Here is a 22,976-nt window from a genome sequence, read left to right as displayed (position 1 = left end):
CTACACACTATACAGCGCAAAAAGGCTGGTGGTTCAAAAAACCACCAGCCTTGCCGTCTCAGGCAATAATCTGACTATGTCAGATTACTTGATTTCTACTTCTGCACCAGCTTCTTCAAGCTCTTTCTTAAGTGCTTCAGCTTCATCTTTGCTTACGCCTTCTTTGATAGCTTTAGGAGCAGACTCAACTACTTCTTTAGCTTCTTTAAGACCTAGGCCAGTCGCGCCGCGAACTGCTTTGATAACTGCAACTTTGTTGCCACCGAATGAAGTCATTACAACGTCGAATTCAGTCTTTTCTTCTGCAGCAGCAGCGTCGCCGCCAGCAGCTGGACCAGCAACAGCAACAGCAGCTGCAGCAGATACGTTGAATTTCTCTTCAGCCGCTTCGATTAGTTCAACCAGTTCCATTACTGGCATTTCAGCGATTGCGTTTAAGATATCTTCTTTAGTTAGAGCCATGTTCTCTAAACTCCTGGGTATAAAATGTTAAAAAAATCAATATGCCAAAAACGCCAATTACTTGGTGTCTTTGACCGCCGCCAATACGCGCACAAACTTGCCAGGAACTTCGTTGATTGTTTGAACGAATTTCCCAACTGGTGCTTTGAAGGTTGCAAGAAGTTTTGCAAGCGCTTCGTCGCGGGTAGGTAGAGCTGCAACTGCGTCCAATTTCTCTGGACCAAGAAGACCACTACCAATAGAAAGTGCTGTAACTTTTAGCTTATCGTTAGTCTTACCGAAGTCTTTGAAAAGACGTGCCGCACCGCCTGGTGCGTCGATAGAGAAACCATAGATAAGCGGACCAGTTAAGGCGCTGTCTAAGTCTGCAAATTGACTGTCTGCTAGAGCACGCTTTGCAAGAGTATTACGTACAACCTTTAGGTATACGCCTTGCTCACGAGCTTTAACACGTAGGTCAGTCAGTTCTGCAACTTCCATCCCACGGTATTCAGCAACGGCTACGGATAGAGCGCGAGACGCAACTTCAGAAACTTCTGCTACGATCTCTTTCTTTGCTGCTAAACCTAGTGCCACTGAGTTCACCTCTTTGTATCTGACTTTGTTTGTAGTTACCTACTTACGCCGTCAGGGTTCACAGATTGATACCAACCCTCATGGTTGATACCGCTCTACGGTGTTTGTTACCCCAGAGAGTCTGAGTCAAACCACCGTCTGCGCAGGTTGTTGTATTAAGCAGTGTGTTGACTGTGAAAGTTCTCTTACCTCTTTCACCACACCGCACCTGCGGTCTAGGACGGGAGCTGCTTATTAGCACTGCTAATTGTCACAGCTCCAACCCATAACCTTTAAGAGATTTCGTTGAGCCTAATCTCAGCGAAATTAAAGACCTACAGAAGCCTTATCAAGAGCAACACCAGCACCCATTGTAGTGCTTAGGCTGATCTTCTTGATGTATGTACCTTTAGCAGAAGAAGGCTTAGCTTTCTTAAGTGCTTCAAGTAGCGCTTCAAGGTTTTCTTGAATTTGGTTCGCTTCGAACGCGATCTTACCGATGCTAGCGTGGATGATACCGTTCTTATCGTTACGGTAGCGTACCTGACCAGCTTTAGCGTTCTTAACTGCCGTTGCAACGTCAGGCGTTACAGTGCCAGTTTTTGGGTTAGGCATTAGACCACGTGGACCTAAGATTTGACCTAGTTGACCAACAACACGCATCGCGTCTGGGCTAGCAACTACTACGTCAAAGTTCATTTCGCCTTTCTTAACTTGCTCAGCTAGGTCGTCCATACCAACGATGTCTGCACCAGCTTCTTTAGCTGCTTCAGCATTTGCACCTTGAGTGAATACTGCAACACGAACGTCTTTACCAGTACCGTTAGGTAGTACAGTTGCACCACGAACGTTTTGGTCAGATTTCTTCGCATCGATACCAAGGTTAACAGATACGTCAACGCTTTCTGCGAACTTAGCCGTTGCTAGTTCTTTAAGAAGCGCTACTGCTTCGTTGATTTCGTACTCTTTAGTAGAGTCAACTTTGTCGCGGATTAGGCGAGCGCGTTTAGTTAATTTAGCCATTCGATTAGTCCTCTACGTTCAAGCCCATTGAGCGAGCAGAACCCGCGATAGTGCGTACCGCTGCATCTAGATCAGCTGCAGTAAGGTCTGGCTCTTTAGTTTTAGCAATCTCTTCCAACTGAGCGCGAGTAACTTTACCCACTTTTTCAGTGTTAGGACGGCCAGAACCACTCTTGATGCCAGCTGCTTTCTTAAGCAGGTAAGACGCAGGAGGAGTCTTAGTTTCGAATGTGAAAGAGCGATCTTCGTATACAGTAATTTCTACTGGTACTGGAGCGCCTTTCTCAAGGCTTTCTGTTTTCGCGTTGAAAGCCTTACAGAATTCCATGATGTTTACACCGTGTTGACCTAGTGCAGGACCAACTGGTGGACTTGGGTTAGCAGCGCCAGCTGCAACCTGAAGCTTGATAATACCGCTTACTTTTTTAGCCATTTTACATGCTCTCTTGTTTGGGTCTAACGCCTCGCAAATACAGAGATTATTTGCTCAATCGGCTTCCCGTTTCCGTTTAAAAGGGCGCGCATTATATAAGGTGATTAATTACTATGCAAGGGCTATTTAGAATAAAAAAACATCGAAAGGATAGTATTTTTAAAGGTTGGGCTTAGGGTCAACCGTTTGGTTAGATATTAAATTAAGAGTACGAAGTTTTTTAGACTTCAAGCACAATAGAAACCACGGCTGAATTCAAGCAAGCATTGACTGTTGAATCTAAAAAAACGGCCCTGTTTATGGGCCGTTGTGCATTAGTGGCGTTAGTTTTTATTATCTAAATTATCGCGTCAAAATGGCCCGTTCACCGCTATTTAAGTCAATTACATACACAGACTCTTTATTGAAGTCTGCAACAAATACGTTATTGGTTTCGCTATCCATCGACATACCATTTGAACCGTATAAAGGCATGGTAGCATTTGACTCTGAGATTACTGTTCTGTCGCCCGTTTCAATGTCTACAGCGACGAGTAAGTCTTGCTTAGCATCGGCCAATATTAAGCGGGAGTTTGATGCATCGTGTACCATCGTATACACCTTATCCAGTATTACCCCTTCGCCTTTTGCTTCTGAAGCAATTTCCACTCTATTGCCAGAGGTTATGTCAACACTAAAAACGGTCCTCACCGAGTAGTCATAGACAAAAAGGCGCCCGTTGCCCATATCCCCTGTCGCCGTCACTGCATAGTTAAGGGCTTCTCCACTGCCTAAACTAGCGTTAGCCACTACGAACGGCCTATTGGTAGAAAGATTATAGCCAACCACTTCATCGTAGCGATAATCTGCCCAATAAAGCGTGTCGTTTTCTCTATTGTAAACCAATTGATTGGTGTAAAAGTTAGAACCTATTTCCTCAGAGTCGACAACTACGCTTCCAACACCTGTCTCTGTATCCACTTCAACGATGACTTTTCGCGTATTAGAAAGTCGGTCAACAACAAACAAGCGATTAGCTTGCTCATTAAATTCAATCGCTTGAATATAAGAATAGTCGTCTTGCGAGAATACTGTTAAAGCAGGCGTTTCCGTTGCTTTATCAGCAACATAGATGGCATTTCTATCAGCAACAAACCAGCGTTCGTTCACACCATCCCAAAGTGCACTTGTTGGCTCCTTTAACGCGGCGTCTTCATCTTGGGTAGCTAAATTGGTGGTGGTCCCAGCTGCAATATCAACGTGAAATACGGTTTCAGCGCCACTATCCAACAACCAGTAGGCCTGATTGTCAGCGCTCAAAATAATATCCTGTAGATACAGAATATCGCTAGCACCGTCTGTGCTTGCGTCGTTAATAATTGAAATATCATTGGTTATTAAGTTAAATGCGTAGACCGCGGATTTTGGCTCAGCTTCGCTAGTTCGCCCAACAAAATAAAGCGTATTGCCGTCAGCAGATATCTCCATATTAAAGATATCAGTATAAATCTCACCACTTCCGGCAGCGCCGTCGGCAATTTGAGTACGCTCACCCGTTGTTAAATTAACACGGAAAATTTTGTCGACAGCACGCTCTGTAAAGTAGGCAACATTATTTGCACTATCGATGGTAACCGCATCAATGTTCGAGAAATTATCGCCAGAGCCTGTATTTGCACCTGTTACTGCAACACGAGCACCTGTGCTTGGGTCAATTTTCTCAAGAACGGTGTCGTAATTAGAGGTTAAATACAACGCGTCATTGGCAATATCAAAAGCCACATCGTTTGGCGTGAGGCGTTCAGACGTGTCTAGCAAATTCGATTCTATAAAAATTTCTCTTGAACCATCTGCTACATTTACTTTAATCACAGCATCTAGAGTCAAGTCTGCCACAAATATTGTGTTTCGCACACTGTCATAGGCTAGGCTGCGAGGCATATCTAGCGCTATTCCTGAACCAACACTTGGACCAGAGATTTCGGTGACTACGCCTGTGGTTAAGTCTATAGATACCACTGCATTTAACGAAGCATCTACAGCAAGAATGCGGTTATTGGCTTCATCCAAAATACCGCCAAGTGGCGATTCTAACGTGTAAAGAAGCGTTGAATTCGACACGGAAACGTTAGCTTCTGCTCGCACCTCTTCGATAACAAGCGCTCCTACAGATATAGTCATTTCTGTTGATGCAACCGGTATCGCTGACGCCCAAGTAGCAGACGCTAAATCAATAGTTGCTTCAGTTTCATTTACATTAATCACTGATACATCAGTAGGGAGTACAACACCGTCTTCTTCATCTATAATACTTCCTGATACGCTTACTGTTGTGGCATCCCCACCTAAGTTTGCGCCACTGGTAGGGTAATCAACATTAAGAGATAACAGCGACTCATCAAGAACTTCAATAACAATAGTACCTTCTGCTTCTGCCCCCGCTTCATCGATCGCACTAAATGCAACGCGGTATTCGTTTGTCTCAGCCGCACTGCTTGGCGTCTCAAAGTCGGGTGCACTTAAAAACACAAGCTCACTAGATGACGCATCAATAGTAAATAGAGCACTGTCTTCTTCACCCAGTAATGCAAACTCTAGAACTTCACTATCAACGTCTGAGACTAAGTTGTTCAAAAAGATGTTGGTAGACACGCTATTTTCCAACATTTGAGCATCTTCGCTGTCTTGCACAACAGGTGCATCGTTAACAGGCAACACGTTCAGAGTTACTGAAGCGGCACTTGAAGCAGCGCCATCGTCGTCTATTACCTGAAAAGTGAATACGTCTTCGCCATAGAAGTCAGCAGCTGGTGTGTAAACAAGGTTGTTTGCACTGCCTGATAATGTGCCGTGCATAGCTTGCGTTACAATCTCATAACTACCTATGCTGCCATCTGAATCTGTACCACTAAGCTCAATAGCAAGAGTGTTATCTTCTTCTAAAGTGAGTGATTGCCCTGTTGCAACAGGTTGAACGTTGGCAGGAGGCGTATTGTCGGGTGGTGTAGAGTTTGAACTGCCACCACCACATGCACTTAGCATGAATGCTGCGCAGCAAACAACAATGTTTGTTTTCATTATACATCCTTAATTGCTGTATTATTTTATGTGCCGACGAGTTAGCACAAGGCAGTGGTTATACCAGATAGCAATACAACAGTGTTCAATAGATGCACAATGAGGGTGCAGACAATTGTTACAAATTGTTTTCCTTGAATTTTGGGCATAAAAAAAGACGGTCAAGCCGTCTTTTTTCAAATCTTTATAAAACTTAGCCTTTTTCTACTTGGCCAAATTCTAGGTCTACTGGTGTAGAGCGACCAAAGATAAGTACCGATACTTTTACGCGGCTCTTTTCGTAGTCTACTTCTTCTACCACACCATTGAAATCTGCAAATGGACCGTCGATAACACGGATAACTTCGCCCGGCTCGAACAATGTCTTCGGTCTTGGCTTATCAACGTTTTCTTCAAGACGATTTAAGATAGCGTCAGCTTCTTTTTGAGTAATTGGCATTGGACGGTCAGACGTACCACCGATGAAACCAAGTACGCGAGGCACGCTTTTCACTAAGTGCCATGACTCTTCGGTCATCGCCATTTCTACCAACACATAACCAGGGTAGAATTTACGCTCAGATTTACGTTTCTGACCAGCACGCATTTCAACCACTTCTTCTGTAGGTACAAGTACCTGACCGAAGTAGTCTTCCATGTTGTGCATTTTGATGTATTCAAGCAGGGTCTTCTTAACGCGAGACTCGTATTGCGAATAGGCTTGAACTACGTACCATCTTTTCTTTACTGCTTCTTCTTCAGACATACGCTTATGCTCCTATTCCAGTAATAAAGCCAACTACACGAACGATGATGCCGTCTAGTCCCCATAAAATTAGTGCCATGATTAACGTCGCTGCAAGCACAATTAATGTGGTTTGATTCGCTTCTTGGCGAGTTGGCCACACAACCTTGCGAACTTCTGTGCGAGACTCTTTAGCAAAGCTCAAGAAGGTACTACCTTTTTCAGTAGTCGCCGCGATGAAACCAGCAACAGCAACAACGACAACAATTGCGATGGCACGGTAAAGTACCGAAATCTCACCGTACATTGTGTTGGCGGTTACTAAACCGGCAAGTAGTGCAAAAACCACTACCCATTTAAACATGTCCAACGCATTGGACTGATTTTCCGTCTTTTCGCTCATGTTACGATCCTAGCACTACAGCGTCGTTGTCTTACGCGCTCAAAGAGGGCGTAAATAATAAATTTGTTCATAAGTAAATTTGGCAGGGGTGGAGGGACTCGAACCCCCAACCATCGGTTTTGGAGACCGCTGTTCTACCAATTCGAACTACACCCCTGTGGTGTCAAATAGACAAAATTTACTTACACTGCCCTTGTGAGTTGTGCGTCTTTTCTTAGGAAAGTGCGGTATCGCAAGGGAGGGACGCGTATTATACTTAACCACTTTCAAGATACAAGCGGTTTATCTCTCCCAGCTGCGATTGCTCGCGATTTCATAGCTAAGTTATTCAACGCCGATAAAGCCGCCTGTTTGATGCGCCCAAAGCTTGGCGTATATACCATTATAAGCGATCAGCTCAGCATGGGTGCCCTGCTCCACAATGTTCCCTTTATCTAACACAAGTAACCTGTCCATTTGGGCAATCGTTGATAATCGGTGAGCAATTGCAAGCACGGTTTTGCCCTCCATCACTGTGTCTAAGCACGCCTGGATAGCCGCCTCTACTTCCGAATCTAGTGCTGAGGTTGCCTCGTCAAGCACGAGAACCGGCGCATCTTTTAGCAATACGCGAGCTATAGCAATACGCTGACGCTGTCCGCCAGAAAGTTTCACACCACGTTCACCTACGTGGGCGTCGTATCCGGTTCTCCCATGGCTGTCTGTCAAGGTAAGGATAAAATCATGGGCTTCAGCCTGTTTGGCGGCGCGGATCATATCCTCTTCAGTCGCATCGGTGCGCCCGTAAAGAATATTGTCGCGCACCGAGCGGTGCATCAGCGAGGTGTCTTGCGTCACCATACTGATTTTTGCGCGAAGGGTTTCTTGGCCAACTTGAGTAATGTCTTGCCCGTCAATCACAATGCGGCCACTTTGCGTGTCGTAAAAACGCATAAGCAAATTAACAAGGGTTGACTTGCCCGCGCCTGAACGCCCAACTAACCCCACCTTTTCACCCGGCTTAATCGCTAGGTCTAAGTTGGTGAATACATCAATGGGTTTGTCGTCGGCTCCCGAGTAAGAAAAATTCACATTGTCAAAATTGATACCACCGCCGTTTACTTGCAATGCATTCGCTTTCGGCTTGTCTTTTACCGCAATAGGCTGAGCTAGGGTATTAATCCCATCCTGTACAGTACCTAAATTTTCAAAAAGCCCAGACACTTCCCACATTACCCAGTGCGACATGCCGTTTAGTCGTAAGCATAGACTAATCGCTATGGCGATATCGCCAGGGCTCGCAACATTTTCCATCCACAAATACACAGATAGCGCACCAATGGTGAAAATAAGAATGGCATTGGCCATTTCTACGCAAAACTCTAGCACGGTAACTAAGCGCATTTGCGGATATACCGTTTTTAAGAAACCGTCCATGCTTTCTTTCGCGTAATCCGCCTCTCGGCGACTATGCGAAAACAGCTTTACCGTGGTGATATTGGTATAGCTATCAACAATGCGTCCAGTCATAAGCGAGCGGGCATCTGCTTGTTTTTGCGACACGTCTTTTAATTTGGGCACCAGCACTTTCAAAATGCCGATATAAACAAAAAACCACACAATTAATGGCATGGCCAAACGCCAATCCGTGCTAAAGATAAGCACAACCATGGATATGAAATAAACGCTAATGTACACCAGAAGGTCCAGCACTTTTGTCACGGTTTCTCTTACCGATAGTGCGGTTTGCATTACTTTGGTGGCAACGCGTCCAGCGAACTCATTATGAAAGAAGGTCAGACTTTGGCCTAACAAATATCGGTGCGCTTGCCACCGAATACGCATGGGGTAGTTACCCATCAACGATTGGCGAGAAAACAAAGAGCGCAATAATATGAACAAGGGAATAAAAATGAGAACCGTAAGCCCCATGCTGATAAGCGTAAACTTTTGGTCTTCCAAAAACGTTTCGCGGTTTTGTTCTGAAAACCAATCGACTAACTGACCAAGGAACCCAAATAGCGCCACTTCCAACATGGCGACGATAGCACTTAATATCGACACTGTGAGAATGACTTTCCACATACCTCTGGTGTAATACTTACAAAACGCAATAATGCCCTTAGGCGGCTGTGTCGGAGAAGCATCGGGAAAAGGCTGTGTTAGCCTTTCAAAAAATGAAAACATGTAAAACTCGTTTTTTTAGCCAATTAAAGTGCGTTTTGCCGCACGCCAATTTTTCAGAATTCAGTACGCAATTCTACACGATACGTTCAAATATTGATTGGGAACTTATTAAATAACCGTTATTAGAAAATGGCTCACTGAACGAGATAGCATTCTCAATCACACCTTAAGAAAAACTTTAAATTACGCTGCGCTTGCGTAAAGACGGAGGCATTTTATTGGCTACGGCGATTCAGCATTTTCTGATGATGACAACCCGGCTTATATCGCACTGAGCAAACTGTGTTTATAAAATTCAGCTACGCGTGGCTTTATTAGGCCATGCGTAGCAGCGATAGCTTTATGTATTAGAGCATTTTGCATATCGACAATTATTTATTCTTCAAACCCTAACTCAGCCAGCGTTTGTTCAACTTTCTTCGAATGCTGCGCTTGCCATTGCTCTAGCGTCATCGACTGGTCTTTCTCCATACGCGCAAATGCAATATCAAAGGCTTTAGCGGCGTTGGCTTTTGGAATAACAGCAATACCCTCTTCATCTGCCACAATAATATCTCCTGCGTTAACCACAACACCACCGCAGTTCACCGGCTCATTCAGCGGCGATATACGTTTCTTGGCGCCAGGTTTCGGAACCACACCTCTAGCAAACACTGGAAATTTATTTTCGCGAGTTTCGGCAATGTCGCGGATAACGCCATCAATGACGAAACCTTTTATTCCTCGTGATTGAGCAATAGCACAAACGTTTCCTCCGGCAACCGCAAATTCGTCATCGGCTTTAACAACAATAATATCGCCAGGGCTTGCACGATAAATAGCGGCATGCAGCATAAGGTGATCACCCGGCTCACACTTTACCGTAAAAGCTGGCCCAGCTATTCGCGGCATGCCTTCCCACAATGGTTTTATCGCGTAATGCATGAACTGCTCTCTTGGCAGTGCGTCTGCGTACTCGCAAGGCGACACTTGATGAAAAGGTTTATCGTGTAGGTCCATTTTTAATCCTTTTTAAACGAGATGCGTGAAAAAACCACTATAGCGAACTTGGGGTTACAAGTTGTTACAAGCTATGTATTTTCAACATAAATACTTTTTCTATTGCCTTCGCCATGCTAAAACCTAACGCGACAATTAAAAATAGAAAGGAAAACTCGACATGTTACGTAGCGTTTTAAGCTTAAGCGTGGCACTGGCTTTAACGGCTTGTAGCCCACAAAACTCATCAACAGAACAACAGTCTGAAAGCGTTGCCAACGAAACCGCACAGCAGCAACTTTCTTCAGGTGTAATCAAAGAAAACATGGATCTTTCGGTTGACCCTGGTGATGATTTCTTTCGCTACGTAAACGGCAAGTGGTTTGATAATTTCGAAATTCCAGCCGACAAGTCTAGCTATGGTTCGTTCGTTATTTTGCGCGATGAGGCGCAAGATCATGTGATGGACATCATTAAGTCTTCTGCAGAAGGTGATTTTAAAGCAGGCAGTGACGAGCAAAAAGTGGGGGATTTTTACCGTGCTTACATGGACATGGAAACCCGCAACGCACTGGGAATGACGCCACTTAAACCTGAGCTTGAAAAAATTGACGCTATTGAAGACTACTCTGGCCTAGCGGAGTACTTTGCCTACGCCGCTCGCTACGGCTACGGCACACCATTTAGTTTAACCCAATACCCTGACCTGAAATCGCCAAAAGAATACCTGATGTACACATGGCAAGCAGGTCTAGGCCTTCCTGAACGAGAGTATTATTTTAAAGACGATGAAGCATCGCAAACCATTCGCGACGCTTACGTTAAGCATATTCAAACCATGTTTGAATTAGCTGGGTTTGAAGCACCTAAAGAAAGTGCTGAGATGCTGTTTGCGCTTGAAACCGAAATTGCCAAGCTGCACATGAAAAAAGAGGAAGCCCGAAATTTCGCGGCTAACTATAACAACCTCACCATTGAAGAGCTAAAAGCATTAATGCCCCAGTTCGATTGGGACGCGTATTTAGCTCAGGCCGAGTTGGGCGACGTTGCTTCGCTGGGCATTTTGCAAAAAGACTACATGCAAAACCTTGATAGCGTTATTGCACAAACTTCGCTAGAAGACTGGAAAACCTTCCTTAAATGGGGCTTGTTGAATGCGTCAGCCAGTAAACTTAACGCCGAGCTAGATGAAGCCAACTTCAATTTCTATAGCAAAGTACTGCGCGGTGTTGAAGAGCAGCAACCACAGTGGCGTCGCGCAGTTAGCTTATCGAATGCGCATGTTGGCGAACTTATTGGTAAAGTTTACGTGAAGCAGCACTTCCCGCCAGAAGCAAAAGAACGCATGCTGGAAATGGTAAACAACCTATTATTGGCCTACAAAGAGAGTATTGAAAATCTTGATTGGATGACAGATGAAACCCGTGCGCAAGCGCTTGATAAACTGTCTAAGTTTACGGTGAAAATTGGCTATCCGGACCAATGGCGAGACTATTCTGCCCTAACCGTAAATGCGAGTGACTTGTTTGGTAACCTGAAACGCTCTTCTGACGTTTTGTATGAAGAAATGCTTAAGAAACAAGGGGGCCCGGTATGGACGCACGAATGGGGTATGACGCCACAAACGGTAAACGCTTACTACAACCCGCCATTAAATGAAATTGTGTTTCCTGCCGCTATCCTTCAACCGCCTTTCTTCGACATGAATGCAGAAGACGCGGTGAATTACGGCGGCATCGGTGCAGTTATCGGCCACGAAATTGGTCATGGCTTTGACGATGCGGGCTCTACTTTCGATGGTGACGGCGTATTAAGAAACTGGTGGACTGATGAAGACCGCAGCGAGTTTGAATCACGCACCGCAAATTTGATTGAGCAATACAATCAGTTTGAAGTACTGCCAGATTTACATGTAAACGGTGAATATACCCTAGGCGAAAACATTGGCGACCTTGGTGGAATTAGTATTGCGCTTAAAGCGTACCACTTGTCTCTTGATGGGGAGCAATCCCCTGAACTAGATGGTTTTACGGGTGATCAGCGAGTATTCATTGGTTATGGTCAAGTATGGGCAAGCAAATACCGTGAAGAAGCATTGCGCACCCAAGTTCAAACCGATACCCATTCACCTACGAAGTTCCGTACTAACGGTGCAGTGCGTAACGTACCTGAATTCTACGAAGCGTTTAACGTAACAGAAGAAGATGCGTTGTACTTGCCACCAGAGGAACGCGTAAAAATTTGGTAATTCACGTAAGTAAATAGCCAACAAGAAATACGTTACCTGAAGCCCCGTGTTTGATGCGTCAAACTGGGGCTTTTTTATTGTTTACTAGTAATTTCGCAGTTTCAGAAGGCCAATTATGAATGTAAAAGCAACCATCGTCTTTGTTAGCTTTGCGCTGGTTTATTTAACAACGCTGCCGCTTGCACCCTACGCGTCGCAATTTCTACCTAAGGCTATCCCTATTGGCGTACTGGCAGTTATCGCGTATGTGAAGCTTGATGCCATGCCTCGATATATGGTGCTAACAGCGCTACTTTGCAGTCTGGCTGGTGATATCAGTCTCGCCTTACCCATTGCTGACAGTTTCATTATTGGCTTGTCGTGCTTTTTTCTTGCGCATTTGGCCTATGCGGTATGCTTTGCTTCGCTGCATCGCTACAAACGAAAAACGCCTACCAGCGATATCATATCGCGCAAAGTGAAGTGGCTAGTAAGTATTGTCATTGTTAGCTTTGCCGCAATAATGGCAGCCCATATACTGCCAGCATCAAAAGCCTTGTGTTACCCAGTAGTTGCCTATATAAGCGTTATCACTTTGATGGGTATGACCGCGGTATGGTTGGCGCAAACCAAGCTAATTGTAACCGGTGCGTTACTTTTTGTAATATCAGACGCCATTCTTGCCCAGTCGGTTTTCAAAACCCCGCTTCCACTGTCTACATTTTGGGTAATGACGACTTACTATGGTGCGCAATATTGTTTAACGGTGGGGCTTATCAATATGTTTTTGAGAAAAGAGCACAAGCAGAACTAATCGGACAGCGAAGTTAACACCTCTAGCGCTAGGTCGACTTTTTCGGCGGGCACAAAAATGTGGTCGTGATAGTAAGCTGCCACCACGTTGGCACTTATCCCGGCTTTACCTAACGCAGTAGACATAGCTGCGGTCATACCTACCGCTTCTAAGCTAGAGTGAACTTCGCAGGTTATGCAGCGATAACAACCTTCAAATTGAAGCTTGGCTTGTTGGGCTTCAGCTACCGGCAAAATAAGCGTGGTGCCTTCGCGCTCTTGAAACATGCCCTTGGCCACTGAAATCAACGTACTGGTTAGCTTGTCAGCCGGCAAAGTAGTGAAAACGTAATTTTCACTGCTTGCTACAGGGTTCAAGTTTTCAAGCAACACGGCTAAATCAGTTTCAGCGACCACGCTTAGCGTCCTTTGTGTTAATTATAGATTCTCTATTAAAGCTTTCTGGCTCTAATTCGCTTTCCTTTAATCTTACCTTCCCTAAAGTGCGCCATGGCTTTTTTTACGCTTCGCGTTTTTACTGCTACAAAGCTCATGCTGTTTTGCACTTTAATTTTTCCTAGGTCATCGCCAGGGATCCCCGCATCTTTGGTAAGGGCGCCCACTAAGTCGCCGGGGCGAAGCTTTTCCTTTTTACCCGCACTTAAAGATATACAGGTAAAATCAGGCTGAGTAATTTTATTCTTATGAAAACGTAAGCTTTGCGCACCTTTAAGCGGAATATCGCTTTCTTGCAACACTTCTATCTTTCTTAAAAAGTGCTCTTCTTCATCGCTAACCAGTGTTACCGCCATGCCTTGTGCACCCGCGCGTGCCGTACGACCAATACGGTGAATATGAGTTTCAGGCTCTTCACTTACGGTGTAGTTTATAACACACGCCACATCATCAATGTCTAGTCCGCGTGCAGCAACATCGGTGGCAACCAGTACTTGAAGCGCGTCGCTGGCAAACTGCATAAGTACCGCCGTTCGCTGATGCTGCTCCATATCACCCTGCAGCCCAGCTGCGCTAAAACCGTCTTCAAGCAACTCGTCTACCACTTCGCTAACCTGCGCTTTGCGGTTACAAAATACAATTGCGTTTTTCGGTTGATAATGCGTAAGTACAGCTTTTAGTGCCTGGGTGCGAGTGTGTGCCAGCACATTAAAACCTAGTTGAGTAATAGCTGGCTTACTCTCTTGGGCTTCCACTTTACAGGTTACTGGGTTGTGCAAGTACTGCTTAGCAACGCGCTCAATTTGTTCGGTAAACGTCGCTGAAAACAGCAGCGTTTGTACTTGCTTGGGTGTTTGGCCAAAAATAATTCGAAGGTCGTCTTCAAAGCCCATATCCAGCATACGATCGGCTTCATCAAGCACGCGCAGTTTTACATTGCTTAAGTCTATGCGGCGCTTTTCAACATGGTCCATCACCCTACCTGGCGTACCTACGATGATATGAGGGCTATGCTTAAGCGACTGAATTTGTGGCCCCATAGGCTGCCCACCGCACAGAGTTGTCACTTTAATGTTACCAATGTGTTTAGCTGCAGCACGGCATTGCTGAGCAACTTGATCGGCAAGCTCACGGGTTGGGCAAAGCATTATTGCCTGGGTTGTAAAGTCGTTTACTTCAATTTGCTGCAAGGCAGGAATAACAAAGCATAAGGTTTTACCACTGCCCGTTTGCGCTTGCCCAACTACATCTTTGCCTTGAAGCGTTTCAGGAAGCGATTGAGCTTGTATTGGTGAGAGTTGGTAAATGCCTTGCGAGTCTAATGCCTTTACAATGGCGGGGTTGATGTCTAAATGCTTAATTGTTTCAACTGTCATTAATTTGGGTTCCAAAGGTGCACTACACCACGTTCGGTATGATGAGCAATGCCGTATTCTTGGGAAACCATGTCACTCCACGAAGAAAGCCGCTCATTAAATTTTTCACTCATCTTCACTTCGGCCGCCGCTAACTTGAGCTTTTCTAAAACTAAAACACAGGTGTCTTTCTTTGACAGTGCTAGGTAGGCCGTTGAAGTATCGTATTTACTCGTTAGGGTTATTGTCTCACATTTAAATTGATTTGGGTTACAACCAAATTCAATTGCACCTTGTGAACCAAATACGGTATCTATTTCATTATTAATTAATGCTGTCACCAACGCCTGCCACGAGTCGTAAGCTTTTACTCTAAACCCTTTGCTAATGGCAACGTCGTATCGATAATCTGCAAGCAACGTACCTACCCTATACGTTCGCGGCACTTCATCGAAAGAATCGAAATAGGGTTTGTTTATTCCATAAAGGCCGTGCATATTTCGCGAAACCGGTGTAATCCAGTGAAAGACTTCATCGCGCTCATCGGTCCGGATAATAGAAAAGACCAAAACATTCGATTTCGACATGGATTCTTTGGCTATGCGCTCCCATGGCGCAGAGAGAATTTCCTGTGACAGCGCCATTTTATCAAGTACATCTTGCACCAAATCAGCTGCTATGCCTTTTAACTCTCCCCGCTCTCCCCTTTCTGAGAACAAAGGAACGATGTCTGCAATAATCCAGAGGTCATTCGCATCAGCATGTAAGCGGCCAGCAAAACTTATAATTCCATGTGTGACCTCTGCACTTGGAAAGCTTTTCTTCAGCGAGTCTTTTATCTCTTGTGCTTGCGTTGAGAATTCACTGGTACTTTTATACTGGCCGACAAGCTCGCTTAAGCGTTCAGCATATTCAAAGGACACCTTCGTTTTATCAATTGCAATGTAACTCACAGCAATTGACGCTGATGGCCCACCTGCATTAGGAGTACATGTCATGCCGACTTCACAGTCGAAGGCAAAGAGTGGCGATACCCAGTAGTAATCTTGCTCGTTCTTATCGTCTCTAATGAGGTTAAACAATACTTGAGGTTCTCTTGGCTCGTGCTCTAAAGCGTGTTTTGCTTCAAGAGGAATGCTCGATGAGGCGGTTTTTAGTAAATCTATCGAGTATAGATCGATAGTATCGATATCCGCTTGAGAAAATGAATTGGGGAAGTTGTGAACGTAGGCATAGGACAGTGTTTGTGCCCTACTAGCAAAGCTAAATAAGGCACTTAAACAGACAATAACAATTAAAACTACGCTTGAAATGCCTTTTCTAATTTCCACTGCAACGTTTGCCCCGCAAAAAATGGAACCATATCGGTGCCATCAGCTAGGGTAACTTGTTCTGGCACCGTCCACGACTCTTTCACTAATGTCATTGTAGTCGTATTTCGCGCTAAACCATAGAAATCTGCGCCATAATGGCTCGCAAAACCCTCTAGCTTATCTATTACACCAAGCTGCTCAAATACTTCTGCATATAGTTCTATCGCAGACCAAGCACTATAGCAACCAGCACAACCACAAGCGTTTTCTTTTTTGTGTTTAGCATGAGGTGCAGAGTCAGTGCCTAAGAAGAACTTTTTGTTTCCACTGGCTACCATATCACGTAAGGCTTTTTGGTGGGTGTTACGCTTAAGCACAGGTAGGCAATAGTTATGAGGACGCACGCCGCCCACAAGTAAATCATTGCGGTTTAGCAACAAATGTTGAGGGGTAATCGTAGCACCAACAAATTCGCTAGCACCTGCAACAAAGCTTGCAGCATCTGCGGTAGTGATATGTTCAAACACGACTTTTAGTTTTGGAAAAGCCTCTACAATTGGCCCTAAGTGCGTATCGATAAACACTTTTTCGCGATCGAAAATATCGATGTGATGCTCGGTTACTTCGCCGTGAATTAACAACAACAAGCCTTGTTCTTGCATGGCTTGAAATACAGGGTACAACGCCTGAATGCCTTTAACTGCAGCATCTGAGTTGGTTGTTGCTCCCGCTGGGTACAGTTTGCATGCCGTAACGCCTGCTTGTTTTGCATCAACAATATCTTGAGGCGTAGTTTGATTTGTAAGAAACAAGGTCATTAAAGGCTCAAAATTGCTGCCATTAGGTCGTGCAGCTTCAATGCGCCCTTTATACGCCATTGCCATTTCAGCATTCACCACGGGTGGCACAAGGTTCGGCATAACAATAGCGCGCTGAAAACAACGGGCAGTAGCAGGCACAGTTTCTGCCAGCATTTCGTTATCGCGAAAATGAAGATGCCAATCGTCTGGCGTAGTAATGGTGAGCGTTTGCATGCCTTGTCTCTCTTAGTACTTATTCAAACAGAGGGGAAGTTGCGCGCAATAATAGCACAATTCGCACTTTTAGCGCAGAACAACCCGCCTCAATTAGACTAAGAGTTTGTTTGGCCGTGCTCAACCCAAATAAGTTTGCTTACGTCGTATCCGGAAGCCTTTGCTTTTTGTAACAACTGGGCGCGTACCTCATCAGAAATCGAAGGCGTTCGCGCTAAAATCCACAAATAATCCTTATCAGGGCCCGTAATCAACGCATATTGATAACCCGCTTTATCTAGCTCCATAATGACGTAGCTGGCGTAAAAGGGGCCAAAAAAAGACACTTTCAGATGACCCATAGTAGCAGAATCTACAAAGTATGCCTTGCCCTCTGCTTCATCCCATGCGTTATCTTCTTCTGAAAAACCTCGGTTGATCACTTTAACGCCGCCATCATCGCGCATGCTATAGGTTGCGGTAACTTCGCTTAATCCCTCTTCAAAACTGTGATCAAAACGGGCTATTTCATACCACTTACCTAAATACCGAGGAAGCTCGAAACCTTCAACAGGCGTCACTTTATCAGGTACGCCCGTACAGCCCGATAACCCAACAAACAAAGTGCTTGCGAATAATGCAAAACCAATTTTTTTCAACATATGCTCTTTTTCCATGGAATACTGCTATTGCCAACCGTTAACGACGGTTAGGCACCGTAGTACTTAATTCTTACGTGATCCTAAACCTTCCCAATAAGCCATAAACAAGCCATATGCACGCTTAGTGGGCAAATTGTCGATTGATAAATCACACTCGCCTTGTTGAACTTTTAAAACTGTGCTGCTCGTATTACAGTGACATGAGCAATGAATTAATACGGCTTCGAGTGCAAATTAAATCTTGCCCACTTGCAATTTCTTTAACAGGGAGAAGAACTAATGAATGCACATTTTCCTCATGCTAGTCGCCTCATTTACGGGTGTATGGGCTTAGGCGGCGGATGGAACGACGCACCTGTCACAAAAGCCGATATAAGCCAAGCAAGAACTATAATCGACACCGTGTTAGCTTTAGATATTAACGTATTTGACCACGCTGATATCTATACCTTTGGCAAAGCTGAAACCGTTTTTGGTGAGGCGCTTAAAGAGGCGCCACGTTTAAAAGACAACATGATTATTCAATCTAAGTGTGCAATACGCTTTGAAGATGAATTAGGACCAAAGCGTTATGACTTCTCCGCCAACCATATTCATACTTCGGTGGAAGGTATACTTTCACGTTTAGGTATTGAACAACTGGATATTTTACTCCTTCATCGCCCAGACCCTTTGATGGAATTAGAAGAGGTAGCAGGCACACTTCAACTTCTTCAGCAACAAGGCAAAATAAAGCATGTTGGCGTTTCAAACATGCACGGCCATCAAATTAACTATCTTCAGTCTGCTCTCACTACACCTATTGTTGCAAACCAACTTGAAATGAGCCTTGGTTTTAGAGACTGGTTAGAAGACGGTATTACTACCAATAGCAGTGCAAATCGCAATATGGGTTATGCTGCCGGTACGCTTGAGCATTGTATGATGAATAAAATACAGCTTCAGGCGTGGGGAAGTTTAGCGCAAGGTAAATACACAGGCGCAAACACAGAGAACCAAGAAGACCGTGCTACCGCAGACCTAGTCAGTAAACTTGCCAGTGAGTATCAAACGACACCTGAAGCAATTGTGCTTAGCTGGTTAATGCGTCACCCAGCGAATATCGCGCCCGTTTTAGGCAGCACGAACGTAGACAGAATTAAAGCCAGTCAAAAGGCTGTGAATGTTCATTTAAGCCGTGAGCACTGGTATCAGCTATTTGAAGTTGCTCGTGGGCAAGAAATGCCGTAGGCATAAAACTAAAAGGAAATAGTATGTTAAAAGGCTTTCATCACGTTGCTATTATTTGTAGTGACTATCCACGCGCTAAGGCGTTTTACACCGATGTACTCGGCTTTTCAATTATTGACGAAAACTACAGAGAGGCCAGAGACTCATACAAATGCGACCTAGGCCTGCCCGACGGCAGCCAAATTGAATTATTTTCGTTTCCAGGTGCGCCGCAACGTCCCTCTCGCCCAGAAGCGCAGGGGCTTAGGCACCTTGCGTTTAAAGTAGATGACCTTGATGAAATGATTAACCACCTAACCAATAAACGTGTGGAATGCGAACCGGTAAGAACCGATGAATATACCGGCAAACGTTTTACGTTTTTCCAAGACCCCGACGGTCTCCCACTGGAACTCTACGAACTGTAAACGTCACACTGGTAAGTGAAAATGCCGAATAAAGACCGTTTCTATTCGGCATTTTTTACTTAATTCTTGATGATGCTCAACTTTATCTAATCAAGCATTCTTACTTCCCTTTGCGGGAATGGAATATCAATGTCATGCTGTTGAAGCGCGTTAAAAATAGCCTGATTTAACGCATAGCGCACTTCAAAGTGTTTCACCGCTGGTGCCCACACACGAACACCAAAGTTAATACTGCTGTCGCCAAAATTATCCACACCAATAGCCGGCGATTTTTCTTCACTTATTCCCTCTACGCCTTTTACAGCATTGCGAATTACCTCAATGACATTATCGACATTGCTTGAATACGCTACACCTATTTCCAGCTCAATAAGCATATTTTCTGCTGAGTTATGCAGTATTTCACCCACAATCAGCTTATTAGGAATTTGAATGTGTACGTTGTCTTCATCGATAAGGATAGTGTACGGCAGCATTACTTCATCCACTACGCCTGCGACACCGCGAACGCGAATGGTATCCCCAACAACAAATGGACGGGTAATTATTATGGTAAAGCCAGCCGCATAGTTTGCCAGCATACCTTGAATGGCTAAACCAGCACCTAGTCCCACGGCACCCACAGCGGCGATAAGTGGAGTAACGCTAATACCAACGTTACCAAGGGCAATAATAATAACAATGCCTAACACCACCAATTTACTTGCACCACCAGTAAAGCGGCTAAGGGTAATGTCGATGTTTCTATTGACCATAAGGTTTTCAACCGTACGGCCTATTTTATTCGCTACCCACCAACCCAGCAGAAAAATGATGATGGCACCCACAATTTGAAAACTGTAGGTCACTGCAAATTCTACAAGAGTGTCGTAGAGAGCTTGCGCTTGTTGTATTTCATCCATGGAACGTTATGTCTATATATCATACAAAGTGAATGAAAGAAGCTTAAACAACAACGTGTGTAAAAACCAGTGCTGGTAGGTCTACAGTCAAAATGGCTGCCTTTGAATGCCGACCGTCGCTTCTAAACCTTGAAACTACCAAAATTAAATTACGGCCGATTAAACTTGATTAAAAAACTTAATCGTTTAAGCTTTGCGTTATAAAAACATTAACAAGATGTAAATCGAGATTGCAAGACGCTGTTGAGCGTCGTACTTTGGAGTTTTCTATGAGTTATGCTGCTGACAGTCGTTTATGTTTAGACCGCATATTGGCATCGACAGATTTAAGTAGCTTGCCAAAAAAAGAGGCGACCACGTTTACCGAACGCTTGAGGGTTAACTTTCCTCGTCTTTTTGACAAATACACTCATGTATATGGCCACCAATACGATTGCTATTTCCATTTACAAAAGCTTGTTGAAATTTTACGTGATGGCTTTATTAACCGTAAGCCAGCATTAAAAAAACTAGACGATGAAAGACTGGATTCGCCACTGTGGTACCGCCATGAAAAAGAGGTGGGAATGGCGTGCTATGTCGATCTTATTGGCCCAACGCTAAACGATTTACACCAAAAAATTCCGTACTTTAAAGCGCTAGGCATCACTTATTTGCACTTAATGCCATTGTACGACGCCCCTAAAGGAGATAGCGATGGGGGTTACGCGGTGTCGAATTATCGTAAGGTTAAGCCCGCCCTTGGAACAACAGAAGACCTAGAGAACCTGGCTTCTGCGCTTCAAAAAGAAGGGATAAGCTTGGTCCTTGATTTTGTTTTTAATCATACATCAGATGAGCACACATGGGCTCAAGCGGCGTTAGATGGCAACGAACAATATCAAAACTATTACTATCTGTTCGACGATAGAACCCTTCCTGATCAATACGAACAAACCCTACGTGAAATATTCCCCCAAGTAAGGCGAGGCAGCTTCACTTTTAATGAACGCATTAACAAGTGGATATGGACGACCTTTAATAGCTTTCAATGGGATTTAAATTACAGCAACCCCGAAGTGTTTAACGCTATCACCTCAGAAATGTTGTTTTTGGCGAACCTTGGTTGCGCGGCATTGCGCCTAGATGCATTGGCCTTCATTTGGAAAGAGCTTGGGACTAACTGTGAAAATCAAGAAAAAGCGCATGTTTTAATTCAAGCTTTTAACTGCTGCTTGCAAATTGTGGCCCCTGCCGTGGTATTCAAATCAGAAGCCATTGTTCACCCTGACGAAGTGCTCAAATATATTGATAAAGATGAATGCCAGCTTTCCTATAATCCGCTTTTAATGGCATTACTTTGGAACTCTCTTGCCACACGTAAAACCCGTTTGCTTACAAGCTCAATGAAAAAGAGCTTTGCGATATCACAACACTGTACATGGGTTAACTATGTGCGTTGCCACGACGATATAGGGTGGACTTTCGACGATGCTGTTGCCCAAGACTTGGGTATTAACCCGTTTGATCATCGTTTCTTTTTGAATCAATTTTATACAGGTCGTTTTGACGGCAGCTTCGCAAATGGCGTACCGTTTGCTGAAAACCCATCAAATGGCGATTGTCGAGTTTGCGGCTCACTAGCATCACTTTGCGGTTTAGAAGGTGCGTTAAAAGCGCAAGACACAAAAGGCGTTGATGAAGCGATAAAACGCATGCTACTGCTTTACGGCATAACGTTTAGCATTGGCGGCATTCCATTACTTTATTCTAGCGATGAAATAGGCAAACTAAATGATTACAGCTATCGCGCTGATGACAACAAAAAACACGACGATAGATGGGTAAATCGCATTGCCGTCGATAACGACGATGTGGCCTTAGCGCTTGGTGACACTTTGCCTTCAAACCTCACGGAAACCGCCAGGCTGCGTGTATTTAATGGCTTACAGAACATGATAGCCATTAGAAAGCAGCACCCTGTTTTTGGTACATCTAGAACACGTGTAATAGACACGAACAACCAGCACTGCTTCGCCTTTCTACGGGAAAGTGAAGAGAATCAAAAAATGCTCGTGGTTTGTAATTTTAGTGAGCATGCGCAGTCAGTGCAGTGTAGTTTTTTTGCAACGTTTGGCACTTCTTTGTGCACAGACTTGCTTACCAACCAGACCATCGACATGAATACACATTGCGTGCAGCTCGCCCCCCTTCAACAAGTATGGCTGTTACCGAACTAACAGCTAACTTGCGGTTATTCTTTCTCGGTAACCGAATCAAATGCGAGCTTAAATTGTAACGTTTCACATGAGAATCGAGTTAATTACGTTTCACCCCAATTACTTAGCAAATAAGCGCTAATTTCACAGGCAGCGAACTATTTACCCACTATACTTTAATAAGTGATAAAAAATTTCACTTATCTTCACAAGATAATTGTTTGCTTTACTTCGCTCAGCTCGTTATCACGCTGAGAAGAGGAAAAGAAGCGCTTTTGTTTTGTGAATGGTTTGGTTCTTGCTTCTCTTGCGTAGATAAGGCAACACCGCATGTGTTTATACAATGCGGCTTTTAACGATTGTCATATGGATATGTTCAACATGGTAACGGATAAGACGATGCAAAGTGATAGCGCTTTGGAATACATGTGCCCCTACTGCGGCGCCATAAATGATTTCCAGCTTGAGACTGTTCGCGATATGTATCACGAACAACATGAATCCTGCGGGTGCTGTAAAAAAGTGCTTAGCCTAACGGCCGCTGACGGAATAGGCGGGCGAATTAATCTTATCGTCGATGCTATTGATATTGAATCAGTAATTAAATAGCTTAATGTGAA

21 protein-coding genes and 1 tRNA gene are annotated in these 22,976 nt (G+C 44.4%); 6 read left to right on the top strand and 16 right to left on the bottom strand.

Annotation, left to right across the window (positions count from 1 at the left end; translation table 11 throughout):
- Nucleotides 1–84: 84 nt before the first annotated feature.
- The 10 genes from rplL to ACHUFN_RS11270 all read right to left on the bottom strand — a co-directional run bounded on the left by rplL (nucleotide 85) and on the right by ACHUFN_RS11270 (nucleotide 9,822).
- On the bottom strand, nucleotides 85–462 hold the full coding sequence (rplL, locus tag ACHUFN_RS11315; RefSeq protein ID WP_015068303.1) for a 50S ribosomal protein L7/L12: 378 nt from the start codon (nucleotides 460–462) through the stop codon (nucleotides 85–87).
- Nucleotides 463–519: 57 nt separating this feature from the next.
- Nucleotides 520–1,038: a 50S ribosomal protein L10 gene (rplJ, locus tag ACHUFN_RS11310; RefSeq protein WP_014951041.1), complete on the bottom strand. Its 519-nt coding sequence runs from the start codon at nucleotides 1,036–1,038 to the stop codon at nucleotides 520–522.
- Nucleotides 1,039–1,344: 306 nt separating this feature from the next.
- Entirely contained in the window at nucleotides 1,345–2,040 is a 696-nt protein-coding gene (gene rplA, locus ACHUFN_RS11305; protein ID WP_014951042.1) for a 50S ribosomal protein L1, read from the bottom strand.
- 4 nt (nucleotides 2,041–2,044) lie between these two features.
- Nucleotides 2,045–2,473 carry a 50S ribosomal protein L11 gene (gene rplK, locus ACHUFN_RS11300; protein ID WP_014951043.1) on the bottom strand — a complete coding sequence of 143 codons (429 nt, stop codon included), beginning with the start codon at nucleotides 2,471–2,473 and terminating at the stop codon, nucleotides 2,045–2,047.
- 342 nt (nucleotides 2,474–2,815) lie between these two features.
- Entirely contained in the window at nucleotides 2,816–5,530 is a 2,715-nt protein-coding gene (locus tag ACHUFN_RS11295) for an Ig-like domain-containing protein (protein WP_394222479.1), read from the bottom strand.
- Between the two features lie 193 nt (nucleotides 5,531–5,723).
- A complete protein-coding gene (gene nusG, locus ACHUFN_RS11290; protein WP_014951044.1) occupies nucleotides 5,724–6,275 on the bottom strand; it encodes a transcription termination/antitermination protein NusG in 552 nt (183 codons plus the stop codon).
- A gap of 4 nt (nucleotides 6,276–6,279) precedes the next feature.
- Nucleotides 6,280–6,657: a preprotein translocase subunit SecE gene (gene secE, locus ACHUFN_RS11285; RefSeq protein WP_394222478.1), complete on the bottom strand. Its 378-nt coding sequence runs from the start codon at nucleotides 6,655–6,657 to the stop codon at nucleotides 6,280–6,282.
- Between the two features lie 80 nt (nucleotides 6,658–6,737).
- Nucleotides 6,738–6,814: transfer RNA gene (locus ACHUFN_RS11280), tRNA-Trp, on the bottom strand.
- Between the two features lie 167 nt (nucleotides 6,815–6,981).
- Entirely contained in the window at nucleotides 6,982–8,823 is a 1,842-nt protein-coding gene (locus ACHUFN_RS11275) for an ABC transporter ATP-binding protein (protein WP_394222477.1), read from the bottom strand.
- 375 nt (nucleotides 8,824–9,198) lie between these two features.
- A complete protein-coding gene (locus ACHUFN_RS11270) occupies nucleotides 9,199–9,822 on the bottom strand; it encodes an RraA family protein (RefSeq protein ID WP_394222476.1) in 624 nt (207 codons plus the stop codon).
- Nucleotides 9,823–9,982: 160 nt separating this feature from the next.
- On the opposite strand from ACHUFN_RS11270, the gene ACHUFN_RS11265 reads away from it, so the two are divergent.
- Both ACHUFN_RS11265 and ACHUFN_RS11260 read left to right on the top strand, forming a co-directional pair.
- On the top strand, nucleotides 9,983–12,049 hold the full coding sequence (locus ACHUFN_RS11265; protein ID WP_394222475.1) for a M13 family metallopeptidase: 2,067 nt from the start codon (nucleotides 9,983–9,985) through the stop codon (nucleotides 12,047–12,049).
- A gap of 115 nt (nucleotides 12,050–12,164) precedes the next feature.
- The gene (locus tag ACHUFN_RS11260; RefSeq protein WP_394222474.1) at nucleotides 12,165–12,842 is read left to right on the top strand and encodes a lysoplasmalogenase; all 678 of its coding nucleotides are present in this window, start codon (nucleotides 12,165–12,167) and stop codon (nucleotides 12,840–12,842) included.
- On the opposite strand, the gene ACHUFN_RS11255 is transcribed toward ACHUFN_RS11260, so the two are convergent.
- The 5 genes from ACHUFN_RS11255 to ACHUFN_RS11235 form a co-directional block, all read right to left on the bottom strand.
- Nucleotides 12,839–13,237, bottom strand: coding sequence for an ACT domain-containing protein (locus ACHUFN_RS11255; RefSeq protein ID WP_394222473.1), 399 nt, complete (start codon nucleotides 13,235–13,237; stop codon nucleotides 12,839–12,841). The genes ACHUFN_RS11260 and ACHUFN_RS11255 overlap by 4 nt on opposite strands.
- A gap of 35 nt (nucleotides 13,238–13,272) precedes the next feature.
- Entirely contained in the window at nucleotides 13,273–14,652 is a 1,380-nt protein-coding gene (dbpA, locus tag ACHUFN_RS11250; protein ID WP_394222472.1) for an ATP-dependent RNA helicase DbpA, read from the bottom strand.
- Complete coding sequence (locus ACHUFN_RS11245; protein WP_394222471.1) at nucleotides 14,652–15,962, bottom strand: substrate-binding periplasmic protein; 1,311 nt, start codon at nucleotides 15,960–15,962, stop codon at nucleotides 14,652–14,654. The genes dbpA and ACHUFN_RS11245 overlap by 1 nt, the downstream gene beginning before the upstream one ends.
- Complete coding sequence (gene pyrC, locus ACHUFN_RS11240; protein ID WP_394222470.1) at nucleotides 15,932–16,978, bottom strand: dihydroorotase; 1,047 nt, start codon at nucleotides 16,976–16,978, stop codon at nucleotides 15,932–15,934. The genes ACHUFN_RS11245 and pyrC overlap by 31 nt, the downstream gene beginning before the upstream one ends.
- A gap of 98 nt (nucleotides 16,979–17,076) precedes the next feature.
- Nucleotides 17,077–17,619: a lipocalin family protein gene (locus ACHUFN_RS11235; RefSeq protein ID WP_394222493.1), complete on the bottom strand. Its 543-nt coding sequence runs from the start codon at nucleotides 17,617–17,619 to the stop codon at nucleotides 17,077–17,079.
- A 279-nt stretch (nucleotides 17,620–17,898) separates the two neighbouring features.
- Here ACHUFN_RS11235 and ACHUFN_RS11230 point away from each other — a divergent pair, with 279 nt between their 5' ends.
- Together ACHUFN_RS11230 and gloA2 are read left to right on the top strand one after the other, a co-directional pair.
- Complete coding sequence (locus tag ACHUFN_RS11230; protein ID WP_394222469.1) at nucleotides 17,899–18,849, top strand: aldo/keto reductase; 951 nt, start codon at nucleotides 17,899–17,901, stop codon at nucleotides 18,847–18,849.
- A gap of 23 nt (nucleotides 18,850–18,872) precedes the next feature.
- Nucleotides 18,873–19,256: an SMU1112c/YaeR family gloxylase I-like metalloprotein gene (gene gloA2, locus ACHUFN_RS11225; protein ID WP_394222468.1), complete on the top strand. Its 384-nt coding sequence runs from the start codon at nucleotides 18,873–18,875 to the stop codon at nucleotides 19,254–19,256.
- Between the two features lie 86 nt (nucleotides 19,257–19,342).
- On the opposite strand, the gene ACHUFN_RS11220 is transcribed toward gloA2, so the two are convergent.
- Entirely contained in the window at nucleotides 19,343–20,158 is an 816-nt protein-coding gene (locus ACHUFN_RS11220) for a mechanosensitive ion channel family protein (protein WP_394222467.1), read from the bottom strand.
- A 269-nt stretch (nucleotides 20,159–20,427) separates the two neighbouring features.
- Between ACHUFN_RS11220 and ACHUFN_RS11215 the strand changes: the two genes are divergently transcribed.
- Complete coding sequence (locus ACHUFN_RS11215; RefSeq protein ID WP_394222466.1) at nucleotides 20,428–22,377, top strand: alpha-amylase family glycosyl hydrolase; 1,950 nt, start codon at nucleotides 20,428–20,430, stop codon at nucleotides 22,375–22,377.
- Nucleotides 22,378–22,722: 345 nt separating this feature from the next.
- Nucleotides 22,723–22,965 carry a hypothetical protein gene (locus ACHUFN_RS11210; protein ID WP_394222465.1) on the top strand — a complete coding sequence of 81 codons (243 nt, stop codon included), beginning with the start codon at nucleotides 22,723–22,725 and terminating at the stop codon, nucleotides 22,963–22,965.
- Nucleotides 22,966–22,976: the final 11 nt, after the last annotated feature.

The sequence above is a fragment of the Alteromonas gracilis genome (assembly GCF_043642145.1).
Classification (GTDB): domain Bacteria; phylum Pseudomonadota; class Gammaproteobacteria; order Enterobacterales; family Alteromonadaceae; genus Alteromonas; species Alteromonas gracilis_B.
The sequence above is the reverse complement of the archived record's forward strand: the minus strand, read 5'-3'. Positions and strand labels throughout refer to the sequence as shown.

Coding starts and splice junctions, on each gene's coding strand:
- gloA2 (WP_394222468.1), top strand. CDS start 18,873: ATGTTAAAAGGCTTTCATCACGTTGCTATTATTTGTAGTGACTATCCA.
- ACHUFN_RS11270 (WP_394222476.1), bottom strand. CDS start 9,822: ATGGACCTACACGATAAACCTTTTCATCAAGTGTCGCCTTGCGAGTAC.
- ACHUFN_RS11235 (WP_394222493.1), bottom strand. CDS start 17,619: ATGTTGAAAAAAATTGGTTTTGCATTATTCGCAAGCACTTTGTTTGTT.
- ACHUFN_RS11220 (WP_394222467.1), bottom strand. CDS start 20,158: ATGGATGAAATACAACAAGCGCAAGCTCTCTACGACACTCTTGTAGAA.
- ACHUFN_RS11295 (WP_394222479.1), bottom strand. CDS start 5,530: ATGAAAACAAACATTGTTGTTTGCTGCGCAGCATTCATGCTAAGTGCA.
- nusG (WP_014951044.1), bottom strand. CDS start 6,275: ATGTCTGAAGAAGAAGCAGTAAAGAAAAGATGGTACGTAGTTCAAGCC.
- ACHUFN_RS11215 (WP_394222466.1), top strand. CDS start 20,428: ATGAGTTATGCTGCTGACAGTCGTTTATGTTTAGACCGCATATTGGCA.
- rplK (WP_014951043.1), bottom strand. CDS start 2,473: ATGGCTAAAAAAGTAAGCGGTATTATCAAGCTTCAGGTTGCAGCTGGC.
- ACHUFN_RS11265 (WP_394222475.1), top strand. CDS start 9,983: ATGTTACGTAGCGTTTTAAGCTTAAGCGTGGCACTGGCTTTAACGGCT.
- dbpA (WP_394222472.1), bottom strand. CDS start 14,652: ATGACAGTTGAAACAATTAAGCATTTAGACATCAACCCCGCCATTGTA.
- secE (WP_394222478.1), bottom strand. CDS start 6,657: ATGAGCGAAAAGACGGAAAATCAGTCCAATGCGTTGGACATGTTTAAA.
- ACHUFN_RS11230 (WP_394222469.1), top strand. CDS start 17,899: ATGAATGCACATTTTCCTCATGCTAGTCGCCTCATTTACGGGTGTATG.
- pyrC (WP_394222470.1), bottom strand. CDS start 16,978: ATGCAAACGCTCACCATTACTACGCCAGACGATTGGCATCTTCATTTT.
- ACHUFN_RS11210 (WP_394222465.1), top strand. CDS start 22,723: ATGGATATGTTCAACATGGTAACGGATAAGACGATGCAAAGTGATAGC.
- ACHUFN_RS11260 (WP_394222474.1), top strand. CDS start 12,165: ATGAATGTAAAAGCAACCATCGTCTTTGTTAGCTTTGCGCTGGTTTAT.
- rplL (WP_015068303.1), bottom strand. CDS start 462: ATGGCTCTAACTAAAGAAGATATCTTAAACGCAATCGCTGAAATGCCA.
- ACHUFN_RS11275 (WP_394222477.1), bottom strand. CDS start 8,823: ATGTTTTCATTTTTTGAAAGGCTAACACAGCCTTTTCCCGATGCTTCT.
- rplA (WP_014951042.1), bottom strand. CDS start 2,040: ATGGCTAAATTAACTAAACGCGCTCGCCTAATCCGCGACAAAGTTGAC.